Origin of the sequence: Bacteroides xylanisolvens XB1A (assembly GCF_000210075.1) — a bacterium.
Lineage (GTDB): Bacteria > Bacteroidota > Bacteroidia > Bacteroidales > Bacteroidaceae > Bacteroides > Bacteroides xylanisolvens.
On sequence record NC_021017.1, the window covers coordinates 113,403 to 135,763 of the forward strand.

Consider the following 22,361-nt stretch of genomic DNA (forward strand, 5'->3'; position numbering starts at 1 on the left):
CGGCAGGAGCGGTAACGACTTCGGTAATTGTTTCTGTAACTGCTGCAACTGTATCGGCAGCGGCCGTGTTTTGTGCCGACATATCAGTAGTAAAACAGCACAAAATGAATATAGTAGTGGCTATCCACAGCTTTACGAAGCTATGGCTTTTATATTTTGTATCCATAATAGTATAATCTTATTTAACGTTCTTGTTCTGCATTGTAGAGGGCTATGTCACCACGTTCGGCAGTGCGTATGCGGATAGCGTCTTCGATAGGAATGACGAAAATACGTCCGTCACCGATTTCTCCGGTCTGTGCAGCTTTGATGATAGCCTGCACTGTTTTCTCGGTATTCTTGTCGCGCACGACAATAGAGATCAAAATTCGTTCAATGGTGCTGGTGTCATAAACTACGCCACGGTAGATACGTCCTTGCCGTGCTTTTCCAATGCCTCTTACATCGTAATAAGAGAACCATTCGATGTCCGCTTCGAGTAGGGCGTCTTTTACGTCCTCGAATTTGGTCTTACGGATGATAGCTTCAATCTTTTTCATATACCTTAAATATTAGTGTGTCCTGTAAAAGAAAGAGGTATAGGGCAGCGGCAGCCATAGCAGGTTACCATACAACAAACCGATAAAATCTAAACTCTAACTACCTTTTCTAATCCCTATACGCTCTTTGTATTGTAAATTCTCTCTCTTAAAAACTTAGTCCGAAAGCAAAGTAGGCTCCTTCAGTGCGTGGGTTCACTGTTACTTTGGCAAATGTCGGTACAGAGAAGGAATCTGTGATTTTAATCTCCTTGGATGCTTCGAGACTGATGTCTGTTACGCAGAATCCACTGGTATAGCCATTATAAAAAGTCGTTTCCCAGGGAACCATACCTAAATCTACTGTCCAGTCGAGACCTCCCAATTTGAAAGGTGCGCTAAGTGCGAGGTAAGAAGAATAAGCTCTTTTGCCGTTTTCTTTCACACCGTCGGCACCTGCAAAGTTTGTGTACCAGTTGACGGCTAGCGGACCGAAATCATATCCCACTTGTGCTTCAAATACATGTGCTGTAGAATAGGCTCCATATTGGAAATACTTATTGGTTGTATAAATCTCCTTTCCGTATTCATCTACATCCCCTGTATGTGTTTTATCAAACCAATAATCCGTTATTGAAACACTAAATCCACCAATTGAATAACCGAGAGTTAAGTCAAACTCTTTTGCATCTTTGGATTCAATTCCTACTGATCCCCATGCTCCGAGTGATAAACCTTTGTAAGAGATTCCTAGTGAAGGCTGGACGCTAACTCCGCCTAAATTCTGACCGCGCCAGATGTAACCACTTACCAAATCTGCCCCAACGGAAGCTTCTACCTTATCTTGTGCCATCATTGTAGACGGGACAAGTCCTGACAGTAATAATGCTACTGTTATTACCCCCAATTTGTTGTTAATCGTCGTTTTCATCGTCTTTTTACCTTTAAAAGTTAGAAAAATGTGGATGTACGGTCCATTTGTTATATAGTAGCGCGCAAAATACTATCGTTTTTTATAGATAACTGATTATGGATAACTGATCCTGCAGGAATGATGATGTCCGTTTAATGGGGGCATGTTGAACTTTCTATTTCCCGCTATCCATTATTCATTCAATCAGAGCCAGTTCTTTATTCTTCTCATCGCTTCGATACAGTCGTTGCGTTCGCCGAATGCAGTTAAACGGATATACCCTTCACCGCTTGGCCCGAAACCTACACCGGGAGTACCGACCACATTGGCTTCATACAACATCTGTTCGAAGAATCGCCATGAAGAAAGTCCGTTCGGAGTTTTCACCCACAAGTAGGGAGCGTTGATGCCGCCGTATACTTTCAGTCCCGTGGCTTCCAGTCCTTCCTTCATGATTTTTGCGTTGGTCATATAATAGTCGATTGTTTTCTTAATCTGTGCCTTGCCTTCTGCACTGTAAACGGCTTCTGCTGCCCGTTGGGTAATATAAGAAGTGCCGTTAAACTTAGTACACTGGCGACGGTTCCACAATCTGTTGAGTGGTATGCGATCACCTTCCAGGGTGGCGGCAGTGAGCTCTTTTGGTACTACGGTATATCCGCAGCGTACTCCTGTAAATCCTGCCGTTTTTGAAAAACTACGGAATTCAATCGCGCACTTTTTAGCTCCCTTAATCTCATAGATAGAGTGGGGGACATTCTCGTCTTGGATATATGCCTCGTAAGCGGCATCGAACAGAATCAGTGTATCGTTTGCCAAGGCATAATCCACCCACTTTTTCAGTTCCGGTTTGGTTAAGGTGGTTCCTGTCGGGTTGTTCGGATAACAGAGATAAACGATGTCTATCCGTTTGTCCGGAATTTCCGGGATAAAGTTGTTCTCACTTGTGCAAGGCATATAAGTAACGTTGCTCCATTTACCCGTTTCTTCTTCCAATATTCCGGCGCGTCCGCACATAACGTTACTGTCTATGTAAACCGGATAAATGGGATCTGTAACACCTACGCTATTGTCGTGGCGAAGAATATCACCTATATTTCCGGTATCGCTTTTAGCACCGTCACTGACAAAAATCTCGGATGCCGAGAAATGAATCCCGCGTGGAGCGAAATCGTTCTTTATGATTGCTTCAATCAGAAAATCATATCCCTGTTCAGGACCATATCCGCGGAATGTATCTTTGCCGGCCAGTTCTTCTACCGCTTTATGCATTGCTTCTATACAGGCTGGAGGAAGTGGCTGCGTAACGTCGCCGATACCTAGCCGGATGATGTCCTGTTTGGGATGCGTTATCCTGAAAGTATTTACCTTTTTCGCTATATCCGAGAATAAATAACTTCCCGGTAATTTTAAAAAATGCTCGTTTACTAATGCCATCTTGTTATTGTTTTAAGTTTCTATTACTATTCATTCTCAACTCTCCATTCTCAACTCTCAACTTCTTCAACAATTTCCCCATCGAAAACCTTGGTTGCCGGTCCGGTCATTAATATATGTCCGGAGGTTTCATCCCATTCGATGGTAACTGTCCCTCCATCCATTATCACATCGCTTTTTCTTCCTGCAAGTCCGTTGATGAAGGCGGCTACTGCTGTGGCGCAGGCACCTGTTCCGCAAGCTTGAGTAATTCCCGATCCTCTTTCCCACACTCTCATCCGTATGGTGTCTTTACCGACGATCTGTGCAAACTCTACATTCGTTCTGTCGGGAAAGAGAGGATGATTCTCCAGTTCAGGACCGATTTCCGGCAGATTAATTCGGGTAATGTCATCAATAAATGTGACAAGATGAGGATTGCCCATTGATACTTTAGTAGATTGGAAAGGATATTTCTTTCCCCAATCAATCTCTCCTGTTTCTTGCGGACTGCCCATATCTACGGTGACTGTACTGACTGTTTTTCCTTCTACCTGCAATTTCAAAATTTTAATTCCCGATAGTGTATCCAAAGTTATTTCTGTTTTATCAGTCAATCCGTATTCATATACATATTTGCCTACGCAGCGGCTACCATTGCCACACATCATTGCTTCCGAACCGTCGGCATTGAAAATACGCATACTGAAATCCGCTTTATCAGAGACACCAATCAATATTAGTCCATCGCTTCCGATTCCTGTATGAAACTTGCTCCATTCGATCGCTTTCTTTTCAGGGTCTGCTATTGGATATCTGGTCGTGTCTACATATATGTAGTCATTTCCTGTTCCATGCATTTTAGTGAACTTAATTCTTGCTGTCATTTTGATTGGTATTTATTGGTTGTTGTATCCTTTTGTTTTATTACAGTGCAAAGGTATGACTTTTTGCTTTATATTTTATTAAAAAGCATGTCTAATATCTATTTATTTTCTTAGAACTTATAATCGCCTTTGATATGACTATGTTTAGTTATAATTTGAAATTATATATATCTATATATTAATAAACTGTTATTTGAGCGAATTGTTTTGCATATCCTTCCATTATATATGAAGAATATTTAGCCCTGATAATCCATTAAATTAGTTATAAAAACAAGAAATATATCTTTTTTCTTTTGACGATATGAAAGTGAAAATCCTTATTTCTCTATCATATTGTTCGCGGAGTGTTTTGAAGAACCTTTTTCTGTATTCATTGTTTTAGCACTATCATTAATATAAAAACGTAGCGATATGAATATAGAGAAACAATTAGAAACAGCAGTTAAAACCAACCATCTGGTGTTGGTGGTATTCTATGCCGATTGGTCTCCTCATTATGAGTGGATAGGGCCTGTGCTTCGAACTTACGAAAAGAGAACTGTGGAATTGATTAGAGTGAATGCAGAAGAGAATAGAGCAATTGCTGATGCTCATAATGTAGAAACAGTACCGGCTTTCCTTCTATTGCATAAGAGTCATGAACTTTGGAGGCAGGTAGGAGAGCTTACGGTAGAAGAATTAAAAGAGGTATTGGATGATTTTCAATGAATTGTCTGTAATCTTTTATTGGTATTCATAAAAAGGACTCTTTTCTTTTTTCGTTAAAAGATTGATATTTCTAAAGTGTTGGTATTAAGAGTATTATAGAAGAGCATTTTTTCATTTAAAGAAACGGGTGTTTCCTTTTAAAGGAAACACCCGTTTGACACCGAGAAACAATCTGTTTCTTTTAAAGGAAGATTCCGTTTCCTTAAAGCCAGATATTAAATTCTTTAATATGTGAATATTTTTTCTTATTGAAGCTTTTTAAGTTCTTCTTGTAAGATGACCGGTTCGTTAGTGGTGATGAAATCTACCTTTTGTTCGATCAGCCATTTCATATCTTCTACTTCGTCTACTGTCCATACGTTGACTTTCAAGCCGAGGTCGTGAGCTTCTTTGATCCATTCGGGGTGTTTCTTGATCACTCCCATGTGATAGTCCAGACCGGCAGCACCAAGTTCTTTCAGCTCTTTGGGAGACAATTCTCCGTTAAGGTAATATACCGGAGTACCGGCAGGAGCCAGACGGATAAACTCTTTCATGGCATGTAGAGAGAACGTGATATATTCCATACGGTTTTCCAGTCCCATTTTCTTCACCATGGCAATGATTCCTTGCACCGCTTTAGTCTCACGTTTCTTGTTGCTATGTGCTTTCAGTTCGAGAATCAATTGGGTTTTACAGTTTTTTCCGGTTTCCAGATACTGTTCCAGGCTGGGTAAGTTTTCTCCGTTGGATAATTTAAGTCCGGTCAGCGCATCACCTTTGGAATATTCCATCGGCCTCATCTTATATACAGGATCATGGTTAACCACCAGCTTGTTATCCTTCGCGATCCATACGTCAAATTCTGAACCGTAACAACCGATGGAGTCTGCTTTTAGAAGTGATGAAATACTGTTCTGCGATGATCCCGGAGTTTTCCAGAAACCGCGGTGAGCTATCACTTTTGTCTGTGCCTGCATGCAGCAAGCAGCCATTAGAAAGGCAGAAGCCATCATCATTTTTTTTAAATTCATTTGTTTGATCTTTTAAAAGTTTGATAGATTTAATTGGGTTTGGCCTCAAAATTATAAAAAAGATAACGCAAATCAGCCGATAATATGCTAATCTGCGTTAATCCTTGGGATTTTAGAATAGAAATGCTACAAAAGAGTGTCAAAAATAAGACTGTCTGTCATAAAAACATTCTCCGGACACGTCTGATAGTTTGCACAAAAGGAGTTTGTCACTCTTTTATTAATCAGGTATAGGCCTCTTCATGTATTCCTTTCACTGCACGTCCACTAGGTTCATTCAGATTCCTGAAAGCAATATCCCAGGCTAGTGCTTCTGCTGTGGAGCAGGCTACACTTGGAACACTGGGGACGGTGCGTGCTGCACTTTCACTGGGGAAATGCTCTTCGAAAATGCTACGATAGTAGTACTCTTCTTTGTTTTGTGGCGTATTGATCGGGAAACGTTCGGCAGCATGTTCCATTTGCTCATCGCTCACGGCAGCTGCTGTGATCTCTCTCAATGTGTCAATCCATGAATATCCTACACCGTCACTGAACTGCTCTTTCTGTCTCCAAGCCACACTTTCCGGTAACATATCGGCAAAGGCTTCGCGAACAATTCGTTTCTCGATGTTTTTTCCGGGGCACATTTTAGCTTTCGGGTTCAGGTTCATTGCCACGTCGAGAAATTCTTTATCAAGGAAAGGGACGCGTCCTTCTACTCCCCATGCTGATAAACTTTTATTGGCACGGAGGCAATCGTACATGTGCAACTTTGAAAGTTTACGTACTGTTTCTTCGTGAAATGCCTGTGGAGTAGGGGCCTTGTGGAAATACAGATACCCCCCGAAAACTTCATCAGCACCTTCACCGCTCAACACCATTTTGATCCCCATTGATTTAATGACACGCGCCAATAAATACATGGGAGTGGAAGCGCGTACGGTAGTTACATCATACGTCTCGATGAAATAAATTACGTCGCGAACAGCATCCAGACCTTCCTGAACGGTGTAGTTGATCTCATGATGGACGGTACCGATATATTCGGCCACCTCACGCGCTTTAATCAAATCGGGGGCGCCCTTTAGACCGATGGCGAAAGAGTGGAGTTGAGGCCACCATGCATCGCTTGCACCGTCTGTTTCTATACGTTTTGCCGCATATTTTTTGGCAATGGCAGAGATAACGGAACTATCCAACCCGCCCGAAAGCAATACTCCATACGGTACGTCACTCATTAACTGGCGGTGCACAGCCTCTTCCAATGCCACTTTCACATCCTCGGTTTGTGCATCATTCTCTTTGACGGTTTCATATTCTGTCCAGTCGCGCGAATACCAACGTTTCATTTTTCCCTCTTTACTATAGAAATAATGTCCGGGAAGGAATACTTCATATTCGTCACAAAATCCTTCGAGAGCTTTCAACTCGCTGCCGAAGTAGATTTTTCCCTCTTTATCTTTTCCTATATATAAAGGAATAACCCCTATCGGATCGCGGGCAATCAAAAATTCATCCTTTTCCTCATCATAAAGCACGAAAGCGAAGATACCACTGATATCTTCCAAAAAATGGATGCCTTTATCTTTGTAAAGGGCAAGAATTACCTCACAGTCACTTCCAGTCTGAAAGTTATATTTTCCCGCATATTTAGCGCGAATATCACGGTGATTGTAAATTTCACCGTTGACGGCGAGCACCTGTTTATGATCGGGAGAGTATAACGGCTGCCCGCCACTCTGCGGGTCGACAATAGAAAGACGTTCGTGTGCCAGGATGGCACTTCCGCCTACATAGATTCCGCTCCAGTCCGGTCCGCGATGACGGATCTTCTGGGCCATTTTCAGTGCTTTATCTCTTAGTTCTTTCGTTTGAACTTTGATGTTGAGTATACCTGCTATTCCACACATAACTTTAATTTTTAGAGGGGGTAATGTAATTTGTTGATTGTTTATTCGCTATTTCTAAGAAGCTGATTAGCTATTCTTAATTCGTTCCATAATTGTTATCGTTTAGTTCCACAACTGTTTCCCTTTAGTTCCATATCTGTTATCCTTTAGTTCCACAGATATGGAACGAACCGATAATAGTAATCGAGCTTCTTGTTGTACACTGTTGCAAAACTTATTGTATTAGATAAGCATCTATTTCCGCAGCAGCCTTTCGTCCTCCCGCCATGGCGCGTACCACCAGGCTGGCACCAGTCTCGGCATCACCGGCTAGGAATACATTCTTTGCAAATTTCGGTTGCTCCGGTTTCAGGAATCCCATTGCCAATAATACCATATCAGCTTCGATGACTTCCTTCTTCCCTGTTGGTTTCATCGTGGGACGTCCGCCATCTGCTGCCGGAATCCATTCCACTTCTTCCACTTCTACACCTGTCACTTTTCCATTCTTTCCGAGGAACTGATTGGAAGCCAGGCACCAGCGGCGTGTACAACCTTCTTCATGGCTGGAAGTCGTTTTGAAGACTGCCGGCCATTGTGGCCAAGGAGTAGCCGGATTGTAGCCGACAGGAGGTTTCGGCATGATTTCGATTTGAGTGACACTGACGGCTCCCTGTCTCACACTGGTTCCGATGCAGTCGGAACCGGTATCTCCGCCACCTATCACAAGTACTTTTTTGCCTTTGGCATTCACCAATTTATCTTTCGGGAAAGTCTGTCCTGCCAGAAGCCTGTTCTGCTGTGCCAGCATTTCAAGTGCGAAATGGATGCCTTTCAGTTCACGTCCCGGAATACTCAAATCACGTGCAGTAGGCGTTCCGGTACAGATGCAGTAAGCGTCGAATCCTTCCGGTAAATGATTGACGTCTATTTCTACTCCCATTTCAAACTGTATTCCTTCTGCAGCCAATATCTTCATCCGTCGGTCAATTACATTCTTATCCAGTTTGAAATTAGGAATACCGAACCGTAATAACCCTCCGGGCGCTTCATCCTTATCGAATAAAGTAACGCTATATCCTTTTAAATTCAGCTGATTAGCCACTACCAATCCGGCAGGGCCCGCACCAATCACCGCCACTTTCTTTCCGTTTCTTCTCGGCGTCTTTACCTGTATATATCCTTCACGAAAAGCCGCTTCCACGATAGCTGCTTCATTTTCGCGAATAGTCACCGGCTGATCGCAGGAAAGTTTCAACACACACGATTTCTCGCAAAGGGCAGGACAAATACGTCCCGTAAATTCCGGAAAATCGCAAGTAGACGACAATACTTCGTATGCCTCCTTCCATTTTCCCCTGTATAATGCATCCTGCCATTCCGGTTGTTTATTTCCTATCGGGCATGCCCAATGACAGAAAGGTACACCGCAATCCATACAGCGTGACGCCTGCAATTTACGGCTGTTTGTATTCAAAGTCTGTTCTACCTGACTATAGTCAGCGATTCGCTCGTTTACAGGGCGGTATCCCGCCTCTTGTCGAGGTATATTTAGAAATGCTTTAGGATCTCCCATCTTGTTATTTACTATTTGACGATTTACTATTTACTATTTCCAGACTATCTTGTCATTTGCTATTTGACTATTTACAGACTATACATTCAAATAGTAAATTGTAAATAGTCAAATTGTAAATCTAATAGTCTCTTTGCATGTCTGCAATTTTTTGTTGTAATTTTCTCATCTGTTCCTCCTGCAATACTTTTTTGTATTCGATGGGTACTACTTGGATGAACTGGTCTGCATAATGATTCCAGTTGTCAAGCATGGTACGGGCAAGTTTTGAGCCTGTGTACAGATAATGTTGGCGGATTAGTTCGTGTAGCTCCTTCCGGTAGCTGGCTTCTTCGATGAGTGACAGTTCCACCATTTCCATGTTGCAGAAATAATCGAAGTTGCCATCCTTGTTCCATACATAAGCCACACCGCCACTCATACCGGCTGCAAAGTTACGTCCGGTTTGTCCGAGGACTACCACACGACCTCCTGTCATGTATTCGCAACAATGGTCGCCCACACCTTCCACTACGGCAACTGCACCGGAATTACGAACTGCGAAGCGTTCTCCTACACGACCGTTGATATATACTTCACCGCTTGTTGCTCCATAAAGCAAGGTATTACCGGCAATTGTATTCTTTTCGGCTTCGAAGTTGCTGCGGATAGGAGGCAATACGGAGATGCGTCCGCCGCTCAATCCTTTACCCAGATAATCGTTCGCTTCACCTTCCAGTTTAAAGTTAACTCCCGGTACGAGAAAAGCCCCGAAAGACTGACCTGCCGAGCCTTTGAACTTCACATTCAGCGTATGTTCCGGCAATCCTTTGGCACCGTATTTCTTGGCAATCACTCCGGATAGCATCGCACCTATTGCACGGTCTGTATTGGCAATCGTATATTCTAAAGAAATCTCTTTCTCATGTTCAATAGCTTCCTGTGCTGCATCAATGAGGGTTACATCCTTTACAGTAGAAACACCATGATCCTGATCGATGACATGGCGGATAGCCGCGTTGTTATCAATGCGTGCCAGCAATTTGGTGAAGTCGATTAACGCATGTTTCGGATTCGGGTCATTGGCAACGGATTTGCGTTCGATCAAGTCTGTGCGCCCGATAATATCATCCATCCTGGTGAATCCCATTTCGGCCAAATGCTCGCGGACCTCCTGCGCCAGGAATGTGAAGAAATTTACCAAATATTCACTACGCCCATGAAAGCGTTTACGTAATTCCTCATTCTGTGTGGCAACTCCCACCGGACAAGTATTCTGATGGCATTTGCGCATCATTACACACCCTAATACAATCAATGCCGAGGTGGCGAAGCCATATTCTTCGGCACCCATTAGCGCCATTAAGATGATGTCACGTCCGGTTTTCAGTTGTCCGTCGGCTTGCAGAACTACTTGACCACGAAGTCCGTTCAAAACCAATGTTTGTTGTGTCTCGCTCAATCCCAATTCCGGTGAGATGCCCGCATAACGGATAGAAGAAGCTGGAGAAGCACCTGTTCCCCCTTCAGCACCGGAGATGACAATCAGGTCCGCCTTTGCTTTTGCCACCCCGGCGGCAATTGTACCGACGCCGCTTTCTGCTACCAGTTTCACACTGATTTTGGCCTGTGGATTTACATTTTTCAGATCGAAGATTAATTGTGCCAAATCCTCAATCGAATAAATATCATGATGAGGTGGGGGAGAAATCAGTGAAATTCCCGGAATGGAATGGCGTGTTTTTGCAATCACATCATTCACTTTAAATCCCGGAAGTTGTCCGCCTTCACCCGGCTTTGCCCCCTGTGCTATCTTAATCTGAATCTCGTCCGCATTAACCAAATATTCTGCCGTTACACCGAAACGTCCGGAAGCTACCTGCTTGATTGCACTTCGTAAGGAACTGCCATCGGGCAGTGGTTGGAAACGGGCAGCGTCCTCGCCACCTTCACCGGTATTACTGCGTCCGTGAATTTTATTCATGGCAATAGCCATTGCCTCATGAGCCTCTTTGCTGATAGAACCAAAAGACATGGCCCCCGTGACGAAACGATGCAGAATGTTTTCCACCGGTTCTACCTGATCGATCGAAATCGGATTACGACGGAATCCCAGGAAGTCACGAAGGAAAATAGGCTTCTCTTTTTCGTCTACCAAATGAGTATATTCTTTAAATTTCTTATAACTCCCCATCCGTGTAGCCAATTGCAGCGTACTGATTGTTTCCGGATTCCATGCATGCTCTTCTCCGTCTTTACGGAAAGCATACAAACCGGTAAGAAGTTGAGAATGGAGAGTTGAGAGTTGAGAGTTGCCATGCGGAGCCTCACTCTCCACTCTCAACTCTTCACTCTCAACTTCTCCCACTCCTTCCTTGTGGAAAGCGATGGCATCTCTGGCTATTTCTTCCAAGCGAATACCTCCGATGGGCGAACCGAGTCCACCGAAATAGGCCTTACTCAATTCTTCGCTCAAACCGACGGCTTCGAAGATCTTTGCACCACGATAAGAGCGGATGGTAGAGATCCCCATTTTACTCATGATTTTAAACAAGCCTTTGCAGATGGATTTGATATAATTCTTTTCAGCAGTGGCATAATCCAACTGAATATCCCTGTCTTTAACCAAGCGGTCGAGAACGGCAAATGCCATGTAAGGATTCAGGGCACTTGCTCCGAAACCCAGTAATAACGCAGCGTGCATCACCTCACGTATTTCACCGCTTTCTACAATCAATGCTGTTTGTACACGTTTGCCGACTGAAATCAGATGGTGATGAACGGCGCTTACTGCCAGCAATGAAGGAATAGCAGCATGGGTAATATCCACGTCACGGTCGGTCAGGACAATGTAGTTTACGCCTTCCGTCACAGATTCTTCCGCCATTTTACAGAGGCTGTTCAGTGCCTCCTGCAATCCGGCTTTCCCTTTCGCTGCTTCAAATAACATGGGCAGTTTGACCGTTTTGAAGCCTTTATAGCGGATATTACAAAGAATATCCAGTTGTGTGTTGCTCAAAATCGGATGATTCAGGCGGACCATTTTGCAATGACTTTCGCTGGGTGTCAGAATATTCATGCCGACTGCCCCGATGTATTCTGTCAATGACATAACCAGTTCTTCGCGGAGCGGGTCGATGGGAGGATTGGTCACTTGTGCAAATTGCTGCCGGAAATAGTTGTAAAGCAATTGCGGCTTATCCGAAAGTACAGCTAACGGAGTATCATTACCCATTGAATGGATCGGTTCTGCTCCGCTGCTTGCCATCGGCATAATCAGTTTTTCGATATCCTCTTTGGAGTAGCCGAAAGTGCGAAGCATACAGTCGTAGTTTTCTACATGATGAGGTACTTTGCGTCCGCTCTTCAGTTCATCCAGTTCGATTCGGTTCGTAGACAACCAGGTGCGGTAAGGTTTGGCTTCAGCCAACTGTTTTTTCAGTTCGCCATCATAATAAATTTCACCTTTTTCCGTATCTACCAGCAAAATCTTACCGGGCTGTAAGCGACCTTTTTCTTTGATGTCTCCCGGTTCGAAATCCATCACACCAACTTCCGAAGCCACTACCATCATATCGTTTCTAGTAATCAGATAACGGGCAGGGCGCAGACCGTTGCGGTCGAGCATACCTCCGGCAAATCGTCCATCACTGAAGAGAAGTGCAGCCGGTCCGTCCCACGGTTCCATCAGGATAGAGTGGTATTCGTAGAATGATTTCAGATCCTCGCTGATGGGATTCTTTTCGTTGAAAGATTCCGGCACGAGCATAGCCATGGCGTGTGGCAGGCTCAATCCCGACATCACCAGGAACTCCAGTACATTGTCCAGGGAAGCACTGTCGCTCATGCCCGGTTGTATAATCGGGCGAAGTTCTTTTATGTCACCCAAGGTAGGAGTGGAGAGTACGCTTTCGCGGGCTTCCATCCATCCGCGGTTACCACGGATTGTGTTGATTTCACCGTTGTGTGCCAGAAGGCGGAATGGTTGTGCCAATCCCCATGTAGGGAATGTATTGGTACTGAAACGGGAGTGCACCAGTGCTAGTCCGCTGGTAAAATAGCTATTCGTCAGGTCCGGATAGTAGTTGCGCAGTTGCAACGACGAAAGCATACCTTTATATATAATGTTTTTTGTAGAAAGCGAAACAACATAAAAATCGTCCTTTGTCGGAATGGATGACAGTCTGACCTTATTCTCGATTCTTTTCCGGATCAGATATAACTTCCGGTCGGCCGTTTCCGTTTCTGTAAATCCGGTGATAAACACCTGCTTGATGTCAGGTTCGTTTGCCAAAGCAGATTCTCCTAGAATTTCAGGGCAGGTGGGCACATTGCGCAGATGCATCAATGTGAGTCCTTCTTTTTCAATTTCTTCAATAATGATACTTAAAATGGCTGCCTGGTCTTTCTCATTTTTCGGCAAAAATAGCAATCCTGTGCCGTACCGTCCTTTTTCGGGTACAGGAATACCTTGCAATAAAATAAACTCATGCGGAATTTGCAGCATGATACCTGCACCGTCGCCGGTTTTGTTATCCGCACCTTCGGCGCCGCGGTGGCGCATGTTCTCTAATACCTTTAAAGCCGACTCAACAATGTCGTGTGACTTTTCTCCATGAATGTTTACCAGCATACCAACACCGCAGGCATCGTGTTCGTATGCCGCATTGTACAAGCCCATCTGTTTGGGCTGTCGTTGGTAAGGGGATCCTTCTGTTACGTTGTTAAAAAGTTCTTGTTTCTTCATTCTTACTAGCTTTATTGTATGATAATACCTAATTGAAGTGTCAATTTGTTCGGCAAAGTTAGTGGTTTAATTTCAAAATGACAGTAAAATACAAGTTTTCTGTAACGCGAAATTAAAAGAAGAGCCTGTCTTCTTCTAATTTGTAATTAAAAGAAGGATATTTACTTTTAATTTGTTAGCTCTTTTGGGTTAATGGTGAGTTAATTGTAATTTGTTTCTTTTTGAGCTAAAAATAATATATTATTTAACTTTTTGATGTGTTTACAACTTTTTTATGCGTTTCTGTCAAATAAATATGCTTTTTGTTGTCTTTATGTTATTTGTAATGTGTATATTTGCGGTCGAAATAAAAATATCATAATATGTGTGGAATAGTAGGCTATATTGGTAAACGAAAAGCCTACCCTATCCTTATAAAAGGGCTGAAGCGACTGGAGTATCGTGGATATGATAGCGCGGGGGTAGCAATCATCAGTGATGACCGACAGTTAAATGTGTATAAGACGAAAGGAAAAGTCTCCGATCTTGAAAATTTCGTCACACAAAAAGATATTTCCGGTACAATCGGAATTGCCCATACTCGTTGGGCTACTCACGGGGAACCTTGTTCCGCTAACGCCCACCCTCATTACTCTTCTTCCGAAAAGCTCGCTCTCATTCATAACGGTATTATTGAAAACTACGCCGTTCTCAAAGAAAAACTTCAAGCCAAAGGCTATATTTTTAAAAGTAGTACAGATACCGAAGTTCTTGTTCAATTAATAGAATACATGAAAGTCACTAATCAAGTCAGTTTGCTGACAGCCGTTCAATTGGCGTTGGGAGAAGTGATTGGTGCCTATGCGATTGCGATTCTTGATAAAGAGCATCCCGATGAGATTATTGCTGCCCGTAAGAGCAGCCCGCTGGTAGTGGGGATTGGAGCGGATGAGTTCTTCCTTGCTTCGGATGCCACTCCGATTGTAGAATATACAGATAAAGTGGTTTATCTGGAAGACGGAGAAATTGCTGTTCTCCATTTGGGAAAAGAGTTGAAGGTGGTCAATTTGAGTAATGTTGAAATGACACCTGAAATTAAAAAGGTGGAGCTTAATCTCGGCCAGCTGGAAAAAGGAGGATATCCGCATTTTATGTTGAAAGAGATTTTCGAACAGCCCGATTGTATTCATGATTGTATGCGCGGACGTATCAATGTGGAAGCAGACAATGTGGTACTTTCCGCTGTGATCGATCATCGGGAAAAGCTACTGAATGCCAAGCGGTTTATTATCGTTGCCTGCGGAACTTCCTGGCATGCCGGACTGATTGGCAAGCATCTGATTGAAAGTTTCTGCCGCATACCGGTGGAAGTGGAGTATGCTTCCGAATTCCGTTACCGCGATCCGGTGATTGACGAGCAGGATGTAGTGATAGCAATCTCCCAAAGCGGTGAGACTGCGGATACTTTGGCTGCTGTGGAATTGGCAAAAAGCCGTGGAGCATTTATATATGGTATTTGCAATGCTATCGGGTCTTCTATTCCCCGTGCCACTCACACCGGTTCGTATATCCACGTAGGTCCGGAAATCGGAGTCGCTTCCACCAAAGCGTTTACCGGACAGGTCACTGTGTTGGCAATGCTGGCATTGACGCTTGCCAAAGCGAAAGGAACAATTGACGAACGGCATTATCTTTCAATTGTACAGGAATTAAATCATATTCCGGAGAAGATGAAAGAAGTGCTGAAACTGAATGATACCCTGGCGGAGTTATCGAAAACTTTCACGTATGCGCATAACTTTATTTACCTGGGACGCGGATATAGTTATCCTGTTGCCTTGGAAGGTGCATTGAAATTGAAAGAAATATCGTATATTCACGCCGAAGGTTATCCGGCTGCCGAGATGAAGCACGGACCGATTGCCTTGATTGACGCGGAAATGCCGGTAGTGGTGATTGCTACGCAGAATGGACTGTACGAAAAAGTGCTAAGTAATATTCAGGAGATCAAGGCGAGGAAGGGAAAAGTGATTGCGTTCGTTACGAAGGGAGATACGGTTATCAGCAAGATTGCCGATTGTAGTATCGAACTTCCTGAAACAATAGAGTGTCTCGATCCGTTAATTACTACGGTACCTCTCCAACTTCTTGCTTATCACATTGCGGTATGTAAGGGGATGGATGTAGACCAGCCGAGAAATCTGGCGAAGTCGGTAACGGTGGAGTAATGTGATTTACAATTAGACAATTTACTATTTACGATTGAAGAATCAATGATAGATAGTAAGTTGTTTGATTGGCAGGTGGTAATTTAAATCGTAAATAGTATAGATGGAACAATTGAAACATGAATGTGGCGTTGCCATGATACGCTTGCTTAAACCGTTGGAGTATTACGAGAAAAAGTACGGAACATGGATGTACGGTCTTAATAAGCTCTACCTGTTGATGGAGAAACAACATAACCGTGGACAGGAAGGTGCGGGACTGGCATGTGTGAAACTGGAAGCAAATCCGGGTGAAGAATATATGTTTCGTGAACGTGCTTTAGGCTCCGGAGCTATTACGGAGATTTTTGAAAATGTTCAAAACAATTTTAAGGAGCTCACTCCCGAACAGTTGCATGATGCTGCGTATGCCAAACGAGTCCTGCCTTTTGCCGGGGAAGTATATATGGGGCATCTTCGTTATTCCACTACGGGAAAATCCGGAATCTCATACGTGCATCCATTTTTAAGAAGAAATAACTGGCGTGCCAAGAATCTCGCTCTTTGCGGAAACTTCAATATGACGAATGTGGACGAAATATTTGCCCGTATCACTGCCATTGGTCAGCATCCGCGTAAATATGCCGATACATATATCATGTTGGAACAGGTGGGACACCGTCTTGACCGTGAAGTGGAGCGTGTATTCAATCTTGCCGAAGCCGAAGGGCTTACGGGCATGGGCATCACGCATTATATAGAAGAACATATTGATTTGGCAAACGTACTGCGTACTTCCAGTCGCGAATGGGATGGGGGGTATGTTATTTGCGGATTGACCGGAAGCGGTGAATCTTTCGCTATCCGTGACCCTTGGGGCATCCGGCCTGCATTTTGGTATCAGGATGACGAGATAGCTGTTCTTGCTTCCGAACGTCCGGTTATCCAGACAGCTTTGAATGTTCCGTTTGAGGAAATCAAGGAACTGCAACCGGGGCAGGCATTGCTGATTAGCAAAGAGGGAAAGATACGTACTTCGCAAATCAATAAGCCGCGCGAAAATCAGGCTTGTTCCTTCGAACGTATCTATTTCTCCCGTGGCAGTGACGTCGATATTTATAAAGAAAGGAAACGGCTGGGCGAAAAGTTGGTTCCGAAAATACTGAAAGCTATCAATAATGATATCGATCATACGGTCTTCTCTTTTATTCCAAACACTGCGGAGGTTGCTTTCTACGGAATGTTGCAGGGACTGGATGATTACTTGAATGAGGAGAAAGTGCAGCAGATCGCTGCATTGGGGCATAACCCGAATATGGAGGAGTTGGAAGTTATTCTTTCCCGTCGTATTCGTAGCGAAAAGGTGGCAATCAAGGATATTAAGCTCCGTACGTTCATCGCCGAAGGAAACAGTCGTAATGATTTGGCTGCCCATGTGTATGATATTACATACGGAAGTCTTGTACCCGGTGTTGATAATCTGGTGATTATCGATGACAGCATTGTGCGTGGCACTACGCTGAAACAAAGTATTATCGGTATTCTCGACCGTCTCGGTCCGAAGAAGATTGTCATCGTATCTTCTTCTCCGCAGGTGCGTTATCCTGACTATTACGGTATTGATATGGCAAAGATGAGCGAGTTTATCGCCTTCAGGGCTGCTGTAGAACTTTTAAAGGAACGGGATATGAAAGATGTGATTGCAGCCGCCTACCGTAAATCGAAAGAGCAGGTAGGACTGCCGAAAGAGCAGATGGTAAACTATGTGAAAGATATTTATGCTCCGTTCACTGATGAGGAAATCTCTGCCAAAATGGTGGAACTGCTGACACCCAAGGGAACCAAGGCGAAAGTGGAAATCGTCTATCAACCGTTGGAGGGATTGCACGAGGCTTGTCCGCATCATAAAGGCGACTGGTATTTTAGCGGTAACTACCCTACACCGGGTGGTGTGAAAATGGTGAACCGGGCGTTCATCGACTATATAGAACAAATGTATCAATTCTAACAACCATACAACGATTCAATAATAAGAATGAGAAATGTGACATTAATCCTTGACGACGGGAGCCGGTTTTCCGGTAAGTCGTTTGGCTACGAGAAGCCGGTGGCGGGCGAAGTAGTGTTTAATACTGCCATGACCGGATATCCGGAGAGCCTCACTGACCCTTCATACGCCGGACAGTTGATGACGCTTACCTATCCTTTGGTAGGTAACTACGGTGTTCCTCCTTTTACTATCGAGCCGAATGGACTTGCCACTTTCATGGAAAGTGAAAAGATCCACGCGGAAGCGATTATCGTAAGTGACTATTCTTATGAATACAGCCACTGGAACGCTGTGGAAAGTCTTGGTGACTGGCTGAAACGGGAAAAAGTTCCTGGTATCACGGGCATTGATACACGCGAGCTGACTAAAGTGCTTCGTGAACATGGAGTAATGATGGGGAAAATAGTATTTGAAAATGAAGAATTAAGAATGAAGAATGAAGAATTTCCGTCTTATAGCGATATAAACTATGTAGACCAGGTTTCCTGTAAAGAAATTATTCATTATTTCCCTAGTGGAACAAGCAGCCACAGCGCAGCTAATTCTTCATTCTTCATTCCTCATTCTTCATTAAAAAAAGTTGTCCTGGTAGATTGCGGTGTGAAGACTAATATCATTCGTTGCCTGCTGAAACGTAATGTTGAGGTGATTCGTGTACCTTGGGATTATGATTATAACGGATTCGAATTTGACGGACTGTTTATTTCTAACGGACCGGGGGATCCGGATACCTGTGATGCTGCGGTGCAGAATATCCGCAAGGCAATGTCAAACGAGAAACTACCTATTTTCGGAATCTGCATGGGTAATCAACTGCTTTCGAAAGCGGGAGGAGCCAAGATTTATAAATTGAAATACGGTCACCGTAGCCACAACCAACCGGTGCGTATGGTAGGCACTGAACGTTGCTTCATCACCTCGCAAAATCACGGTTATGCCGTAGACAATAATACGTTGAGTGCAGATTGGGAACCGTTATTTATTAATATGAATGATGGCTCTAACGAAGGAATCAAGCATAAAAGAAACCCTTGGTTTTCTGCACAATTCCATCCGGAAGCAGCGAGTGGACCTACGGATACGGAATTCCTGTTCGACGAATTTGTAAAACTATTATAACCCATATTCATCACGGATTATAAAAAATCTGTGTTTATCTGTGTAATCTGTGGTGAACCAGAAAGTAGAATCAATGAAAGAAAATATAAAGAAAGTATTGCTGTTGGGTTCCGGTGCCCTGAAGATCGGTGAGGCCGGTGAGTTTGACTATTCCGGTTCGCAGGCACTCAAAGCTTTGAAAGAAGAAGGCATTGAAACGATTCTTATCAATCCTAATATTGCTACGGTACAGACGTCCGAAGGAGTGGCGGATCAAATCTACTTCCTCCCGGTGACTCCGTATTTCGTAGAGAAAGTGATTCAGAAAGAAAAACCGGAAGGCATTATGCTGGCGTTCGGTGGTCAGACAGCCTTGAACTGTGGAGTGGCATTGTACAAAGAAGGTATTCTTGAAAAATATAATGTGAAAGTACTTGGTACCCCGGTACAAGCCATTATGGATACCGAGGATCGTGAACTTTTCGTTCAGAAATTGAATGAAATCAATGTAAAGACCATTAAGAGTGAAGCCGTAGAAAATGCGGAAGCTGCGCGTCGCGCAGCAAAAGAACTGGGGTATCCCGTAATTGTTCGTGCTGCGTATGCATTGGGTGGCTTGGGCTCCGGTTTCTGTGATAACGAAGAGCAACTGGATATTCTTGTAGAAAAAGCGTTCTCTTTCTCTCCGCAGGTATTGGTGGAAAAATCTCTTCGTGGTTGGAAAGAAGTGGAATATGAAGTGGTGCGCGACCGTTTCGACAACTGTATCACAGTTTGTAATATGGAAAACTTCGACCCGCTGGGTATTCATACCGGTGAATCTATCGTTATTGCTCCGTCACAAACGCTTACGAACAAAGAATATCATAAACTTCGGGAACTGGCAATACGTATCATCCGCCACATCGGTATTGTGGGCGAATGTAATGTACAATATGCCTTCGACCCCGAATCCGAAGATTATCGGGTGATTGAAGTAAATGCCCGTCTTTCCCGTTCATCGGCTTTGGCATCTAAGGCAACGGGTTATCCGCTGGCTTTCGTTGCGGCCAAATTGGGACTGGGTTACGGACTCTTCGACCTGAAGAACTCTGTAACAAAGACTACTTCTGCTTTTTTCGAACCGGCACTGGACTATGTTGTATGTAAGATTCCACGTTGGGATTTGGGTAAGTTCCACGGTGTAGATAAAGAATTGGGATCTTCTATGAAATCTGTCGGTGAGGTGATGGCTATCGGTCGTACTTTTGAAGAAGCTATCCAGAAAGGGCTCCGCATGATCGGACAGGGAATGCACGGATTTGTAGAAAATAAGGAGCTAGTTATTTCCGACATCGACAAGGCTTTGCGCGAACCGACTGATAAACGTATTTTTGTTATCTCGAAGGCTTTTCGTGCCGGCTACACCATCGATCAGGTACACGAACTGACTAAGATTGATAAATGGTTCCTTCAGAAATTGATGAATATCATGCAGACTTCCGAAGAACTGCATAGCTGGGGAAATAATCACAAACAAATAGCCGATCTGCCAAACGAACTGCTTCGTAAAGCCAAGGTTCAAGGTTTCTCTGATTTCCAGGTTGCCCGTGCCATCGGCTACGAAGGTGATATGGAGGATGGTATTCTTTATGTCCGCAAACATCGTAAAGGGGCGGGTATTCTTCCGGTAGTGAAGCAGATTGATACTTTGGCAGCCGAATATCCGGCACAAACCAATTATCTGTATCTTACTTATAGCGGCGTGGCAAATGATGTTCATTACTTGGGCGACCATAAATCCATTGTCGTATTGGGGTCCGGTGCTTATCGTATCGGTTCTTCCGTAGAATTTGACTGGTGCGGTGTGCAGGCTTTGAATACTATTCGTAAAGAAGGATGGCGCAGCGTGATGATTAATTATAATCCTGAAACTGTATCTACGGACTACGATATGTGCGATCGCTTGTACTTTGACGAATTGACTTTTGAACGTGTGATGGATATTCTGGAACTGGAGAATCCGCATGGGGTAATTGTATCTACCGGTGGTCAGATTCCGAATAACTTGGCTTTGCGTTTGGATGCACAGCATATCAATATCCTTGGCACAAGTGCCAAGAGCATTGACAACGCTGAAGACCGTGAGAAATTCTCTGCTATGCTCGACCGTATCGGTGTGGATCAGCCCCGTTGGCGTGAATTAACATCTATGGATGACATTCAGGAGTTTGTTGAAGAAGTGGGTTTTCCTGTACTTGTCCGTCCGTCATACGTGCTTTCGGGAGCTGCAATGAATGTTTGTTCCAATCAGGAAGAACTGGAGCGTTTCCTGAAACTGGCAGCCAATGTCTCGAAAAAACATCCGGTAGTAGTAAGTCAGTTTATTGAACATGCCAAGGAAGTAGAAATGGATGCCGTGGCGCAGAATGGAGAAATTGTGGCATACGCTATTAGTGAGCATATCGAATTTGCAGGAGTACACTCCGGTGACGCGACTATTCAGTTCCCGCCACAGAAGCTATATGTAGAAACTGTTCGTCGTATTAAGCGTATCAGCCGTGAGATTGCCAAGGCTTTGAACATTTCCGGTCCGTTTAATATTCAGTATCTGGCAAAAGACAACGATATTAAGGTGATCGAATGTAACTTGCGTGCCAGTCGTTCTTTCCCATTTGTCAGCAAGGTACTGAAGATCAACTTTATTGAATTGGCCACTAAGGTTATGCTCGGCCTGCCTGTCGAAAAACCGGAAAAGAATCTTTTCGAACTGGACTATGTTGGAATCAAGGCTTCACAGTTCTCTTTCAACCGTTTGCAGAAAGCCGACCCGGTGTTGGGGGTAGATATGGCTTCCACAGGTGAAGTAGGTTGTATTGGTATGGATACTTCTTGTGCCGTATTGAAAGCAATGCTTTCTGTAGGTTATCGTATTCCGAAGAAGAATATCTTGCTTTCCACGGGTACCATGAAACAGAAAGCCGATATGATGGATGCAGCCCGTATGTTGGTGAATAAGGGATATAAACTCTTTGCGACGGGCGGTACACATAAAGCGCTTGCCGAGAGCGGTATTGAGAGTACTCATGTTTATTGGCCGAGTGAAGAGGGACATCCGCAGGCGTTGGAGATGCTTCATAGTAAGGAAATAGATATGGTAGTCAATATACCGAAGAACTTGACTGCCGGAGAATTAAGTAATGGGTATAAAATCCGTCGTGCCGCCATCGATTTAAATATTCCGTTGATTACGAACGCTCGTTTGGCTAGTGCATTTATCAATGCTTTCTGTACAATGAGTGTGGATGATATAGCTATCAAGAGCTGGGCAGAATATAAATAAGATGATTATATTCTATTGAAATGAAAAGACAAAGGTCGTTCTTATTATTCGAGAGCGGCCTTTGTCTATTATTG

At 43.8% G+C, this 22,361-nt stretch carries 13 protein-coding genes and 1 pseudogene; 5 read left to right on the forward strand and 9 right to left on the reverse strand.

Annotated features, from left to right (window positions below; translation table 11 throughout):
* From BXY_RS23760 to dapF, 5 genes and pseudogenes are all read right to left on the reverse strand, one after another.
* Positions 1 to 166, reverse strand: a pseudogene (locus tag BXY_RS23760) (ammonium transporter); the annotation flags it as partial.
* Positions 167 to 182: 16 nt separating this feature from the next.
* Complete coding sequence (locus tag BXY_RS00475) at positions 183 to 539, reverse strand: P-II family nitrogen regulator (RefSeq protein WP_004303701.1); 357 nt, start codon at positions 537 to 539, stop codon at positions 183 to 185.
* 148 nt (positions 540 to 687) lie between these two features.
* Positions 688 to 1,449 carry a hypothetical protein gene (locus BXY_RS00480; protein ID WP_134993535.1) on the reverse strand — a complete coding sequence of 254 codons (762 nt, stop codon included), beginning with the start codon at positions 1,447 to 1,449 and terminating at the stop codon, positions 688 to 690.
* A gap of 186 nt (positions 1,450 to 1,635) precedes the next feature.
* Complete coding sequence (locus BXY_RS00485) at positions 1,636 to 2,868, reverse strand: LL-diaminopimelate aminotransferase (protein WP_015530956.1); 1,233 nt, start codon at positions 2,866 to 2,868, stop codon at positions 1,636 to 1,638.
* 50 nt (positions 2,869 to 2,918) lie between these two features.
* Positions 2,919 to 3,734, reverse strand: coding sequence for a diaminopimelate epimerase (dapF, locus tag BXY_RS00490; protein WP_015530957.1), 816 nt, complete (start codon positions 3,732 to 3,734; stop codon positions 2,919 to 2,921).
* 414 nt (positions 3,735 to 4,148) lie between these two features.
* Between dapF and BXY_RS00495 the strand changes: the two genes are divergently transcribed.
* Positions 4,149 to 4,445 carry a thioredoxin family protein gene (locus BXY_RS00495; protein WP_015530958.1) on the forward strand — a complete coding sequence of 99 codons (297 nt, stop codon included), beginning with the start codon at positions 4,149 to 4,151 and terminating at the stop codon, positions 4,443 to 4,445.
* 245 nt (positions 4,446 to 4,690) lie between these two features.
* Here BXY_RS00495 and BXY_RS00500 read toward each other — a convergent pair whose 3' ends face one another.
* The 4 genes from BXY_RS00500 to gltB all read right to left on the reverse strand — a co-directional run bounded on the left by BXY_RS00500 (position 4,691) and on the right by gltB (position 13,631).
* Positions 4,691 to 5,458: a glycerophosphodiester phosphodiesterase family protein gene (locus BXY_RS00500; RefSeq protein ID WP_015530959.1), complete on the reverse strand. Its 768-nt coding sequence runs from the start codon at positions 5,456 to 5,458 to the stop codon at positions 4,691 to 4,693.
* Positions 5,459 to 5,682: 224 nt separating this feature from the next.
* A complete protein-coding gene (gene asnB / locus BXY_RS00505) occupies positions 5,683 to 7,350 on the reverse strand; it encodes an asparagine synthase B (protein WP_015530960.1) in 1,668 nt (555 codons plus the stop codon).
* Positions 7,351 to 7,564: 214 nt separating this feature from the next.
* On the reverse strand, positions 7,565 to 8,905 hold the full coding sequence (locus BXY_RS00510) for a glutamate synthase subunit beta (RefSeq protein WP_015530961.1): 1,341 nt from the start codon (positions 8,903 to 8,905) through the stop codon (positions 7,565 to 7,567).
* A gap of 121 nt (positions 8,906 to 9,026) precedes the next feature.
* A complete protein-coding gene (gltB, locus tag BXY_RS00515; RefSeq protein ID WP_015530962.1) occupies positions 9,027 to 13,631 on the reverse strand; it encodes a glutamate synthase large subunit in 4,605 nt (1,534 codons plus the stop codon).
* Positions 13,632 to 13,993: 362 nt separating this feature from the next.
* Between gltB and glmS the strand changes: the two genes are divergently transcribed.
* From glmS to carB, 4 genes are all read left to right on the forward strand, one after another.
* Complete coding sequence (gene glmS / locus BXY_RS00520; protein ID WP_015530963.1) at positions 13,994 to 15,838, forward strand: glutamine--fructose-6-phosphate transaminase (isomerizing); 1,845 nt, start codon at positions 13,994 to 13,996, stop codon at positions 15,836 to 15,838.
* A gap of 103 nt (positions 15,839 to 15,941) precedes the next feature.
* On the forward strand, positions 15,942 to 17,825 hold the full coding sequence (locus BXY_RS00525; RefSeq protein ID WP_008022839.1) for an amidophosphoribosyltransferase: 1,884 nt from the start codon (positions 15,942 to 15,944) through the stop codon (positions 17,823 to 17,825).
* A gap of 27 nt (positions 17,826 to 17,852) precedes the next feature.
* The gene (gene carA / locus BXY_RS00530; RefSeq protein WP_015530964.1) at positions 17,853 to 18,986 is read left to right on the forward strand and encodes a glutamine-hydrolyzing carbamoyl-phosphate synthase small subunit; all 1,134 of its coding nucleotides are present in this window, start codon (positions 17,853 to 17,855) and stop codon (positions 18,984 to 18,986) included.
* A 73-nt stretch (positions 18,987 to 19,059) separates the two neighbouring features.
* Entirely contained in the window at positions 19,060 to 22,287 is a 3,228-nt protein-coding gene (gene carB, locus BXY_RS00535) for a carbamoyl-phosphate synthase (glutamine-hydrolyzing) large subunit (RefSeq protein ID WP_015530965.1), read from the forward strand.
* The last annotated feature ends 74 nt before the right edge of the window (positions 22,288 to 22,361 follow it).

Excerpts from the sequence above, each read along its gene's own strand:
- BXY_RS00475 (WP_004303701.1), bottom strand. The coding sequence starts at position 539 with ATGAAAAAGATTGAAGCTATCATCCGTAAGACCAAATTCGAGGACGTA.
- BXY_RS00480 (WP_134993535.1), bottom strand. The coding sequence starts at position 1,449 with ATGAAAACGACGATTAACAACAAATTGGGGGTAATAACAGTAGCATTA.
- BXY_RS00485 (WP_015530956.1), bottom strand. The coding sequence starts at position 2,868 with ATGGCATTAGTAAACGAGCATTTTTTAAAATTACCGGGAAGTTATTTA.
- dapF (WP_015530957.1), bottom strand. The coding sequence starts at position 3,734 with ATGACAGCAAGAATTAAGTTCACTAAAATGCATGGAACAGGAAATGAC.
- BXY_RS00495 (WP_015530958.1), top strand. The coding sequence starts at position 4,149 with ATGAATATAGAGAAACAATTAGAAACAGCAGTTAAAACCAACCATCTG.
- BXY_RS00500 (WP_015530959.1), bottom strand. The coding sequence starts at position 5,458 with ATGAATTTAAAAAAAATGATGATGGCTTCTGCCTTTCTAATGGCTGCT.
- asnB (WP_015530960.1), bottom strand. The coding sequence starts at position 7,350 with ATGTGTGGAATAGCAGGTATACTCAACATCAAAGTTCAAACGAAAGAA.
- BXY_RS00510 (WP_015530961.1), bottom strand. The coding sequence starts at position 8,905 with ATGGGAGATCCTAAAGCATTTCTAAATATACCTCGACAAGAGGCGGGA.
- gltB (WP_015530962.1), bottom strand. The coding sequence starts at position 13,631 with ATGAAGAAACAAGAACTTTTTAACAACGTAACAGAAGGATCCCCTTAC.
- glmS (WP_015530963.1), top strand. The coding sequence starts at position 13,994 with ATGTGTGGAATAGTAGGCTATATTGGTAAACGAAAAGCCTACCCTATC.
- BXY_RS00525 (WP_008022839.1), top strand. The coding sequence starts at position 15,942 with ATGGAACAATTGAAACATGAATGTGGCGTTGCCATGATACGCTTGCTT.
- carA (WP_015530964.1), top strand. The coding sequence starts at position 17,853 with ATGAGAAATGTGACATTAATCCTTGACGACGGGAGCCGGTTTTCCGGT.
- carB (WP_015530965.1), top strand. The coding sequence starts at position 19,060 with ATGAAAGAAAATATAAAGAAAGTATTGCTGTTGGGTTCCGGTGCCCTG.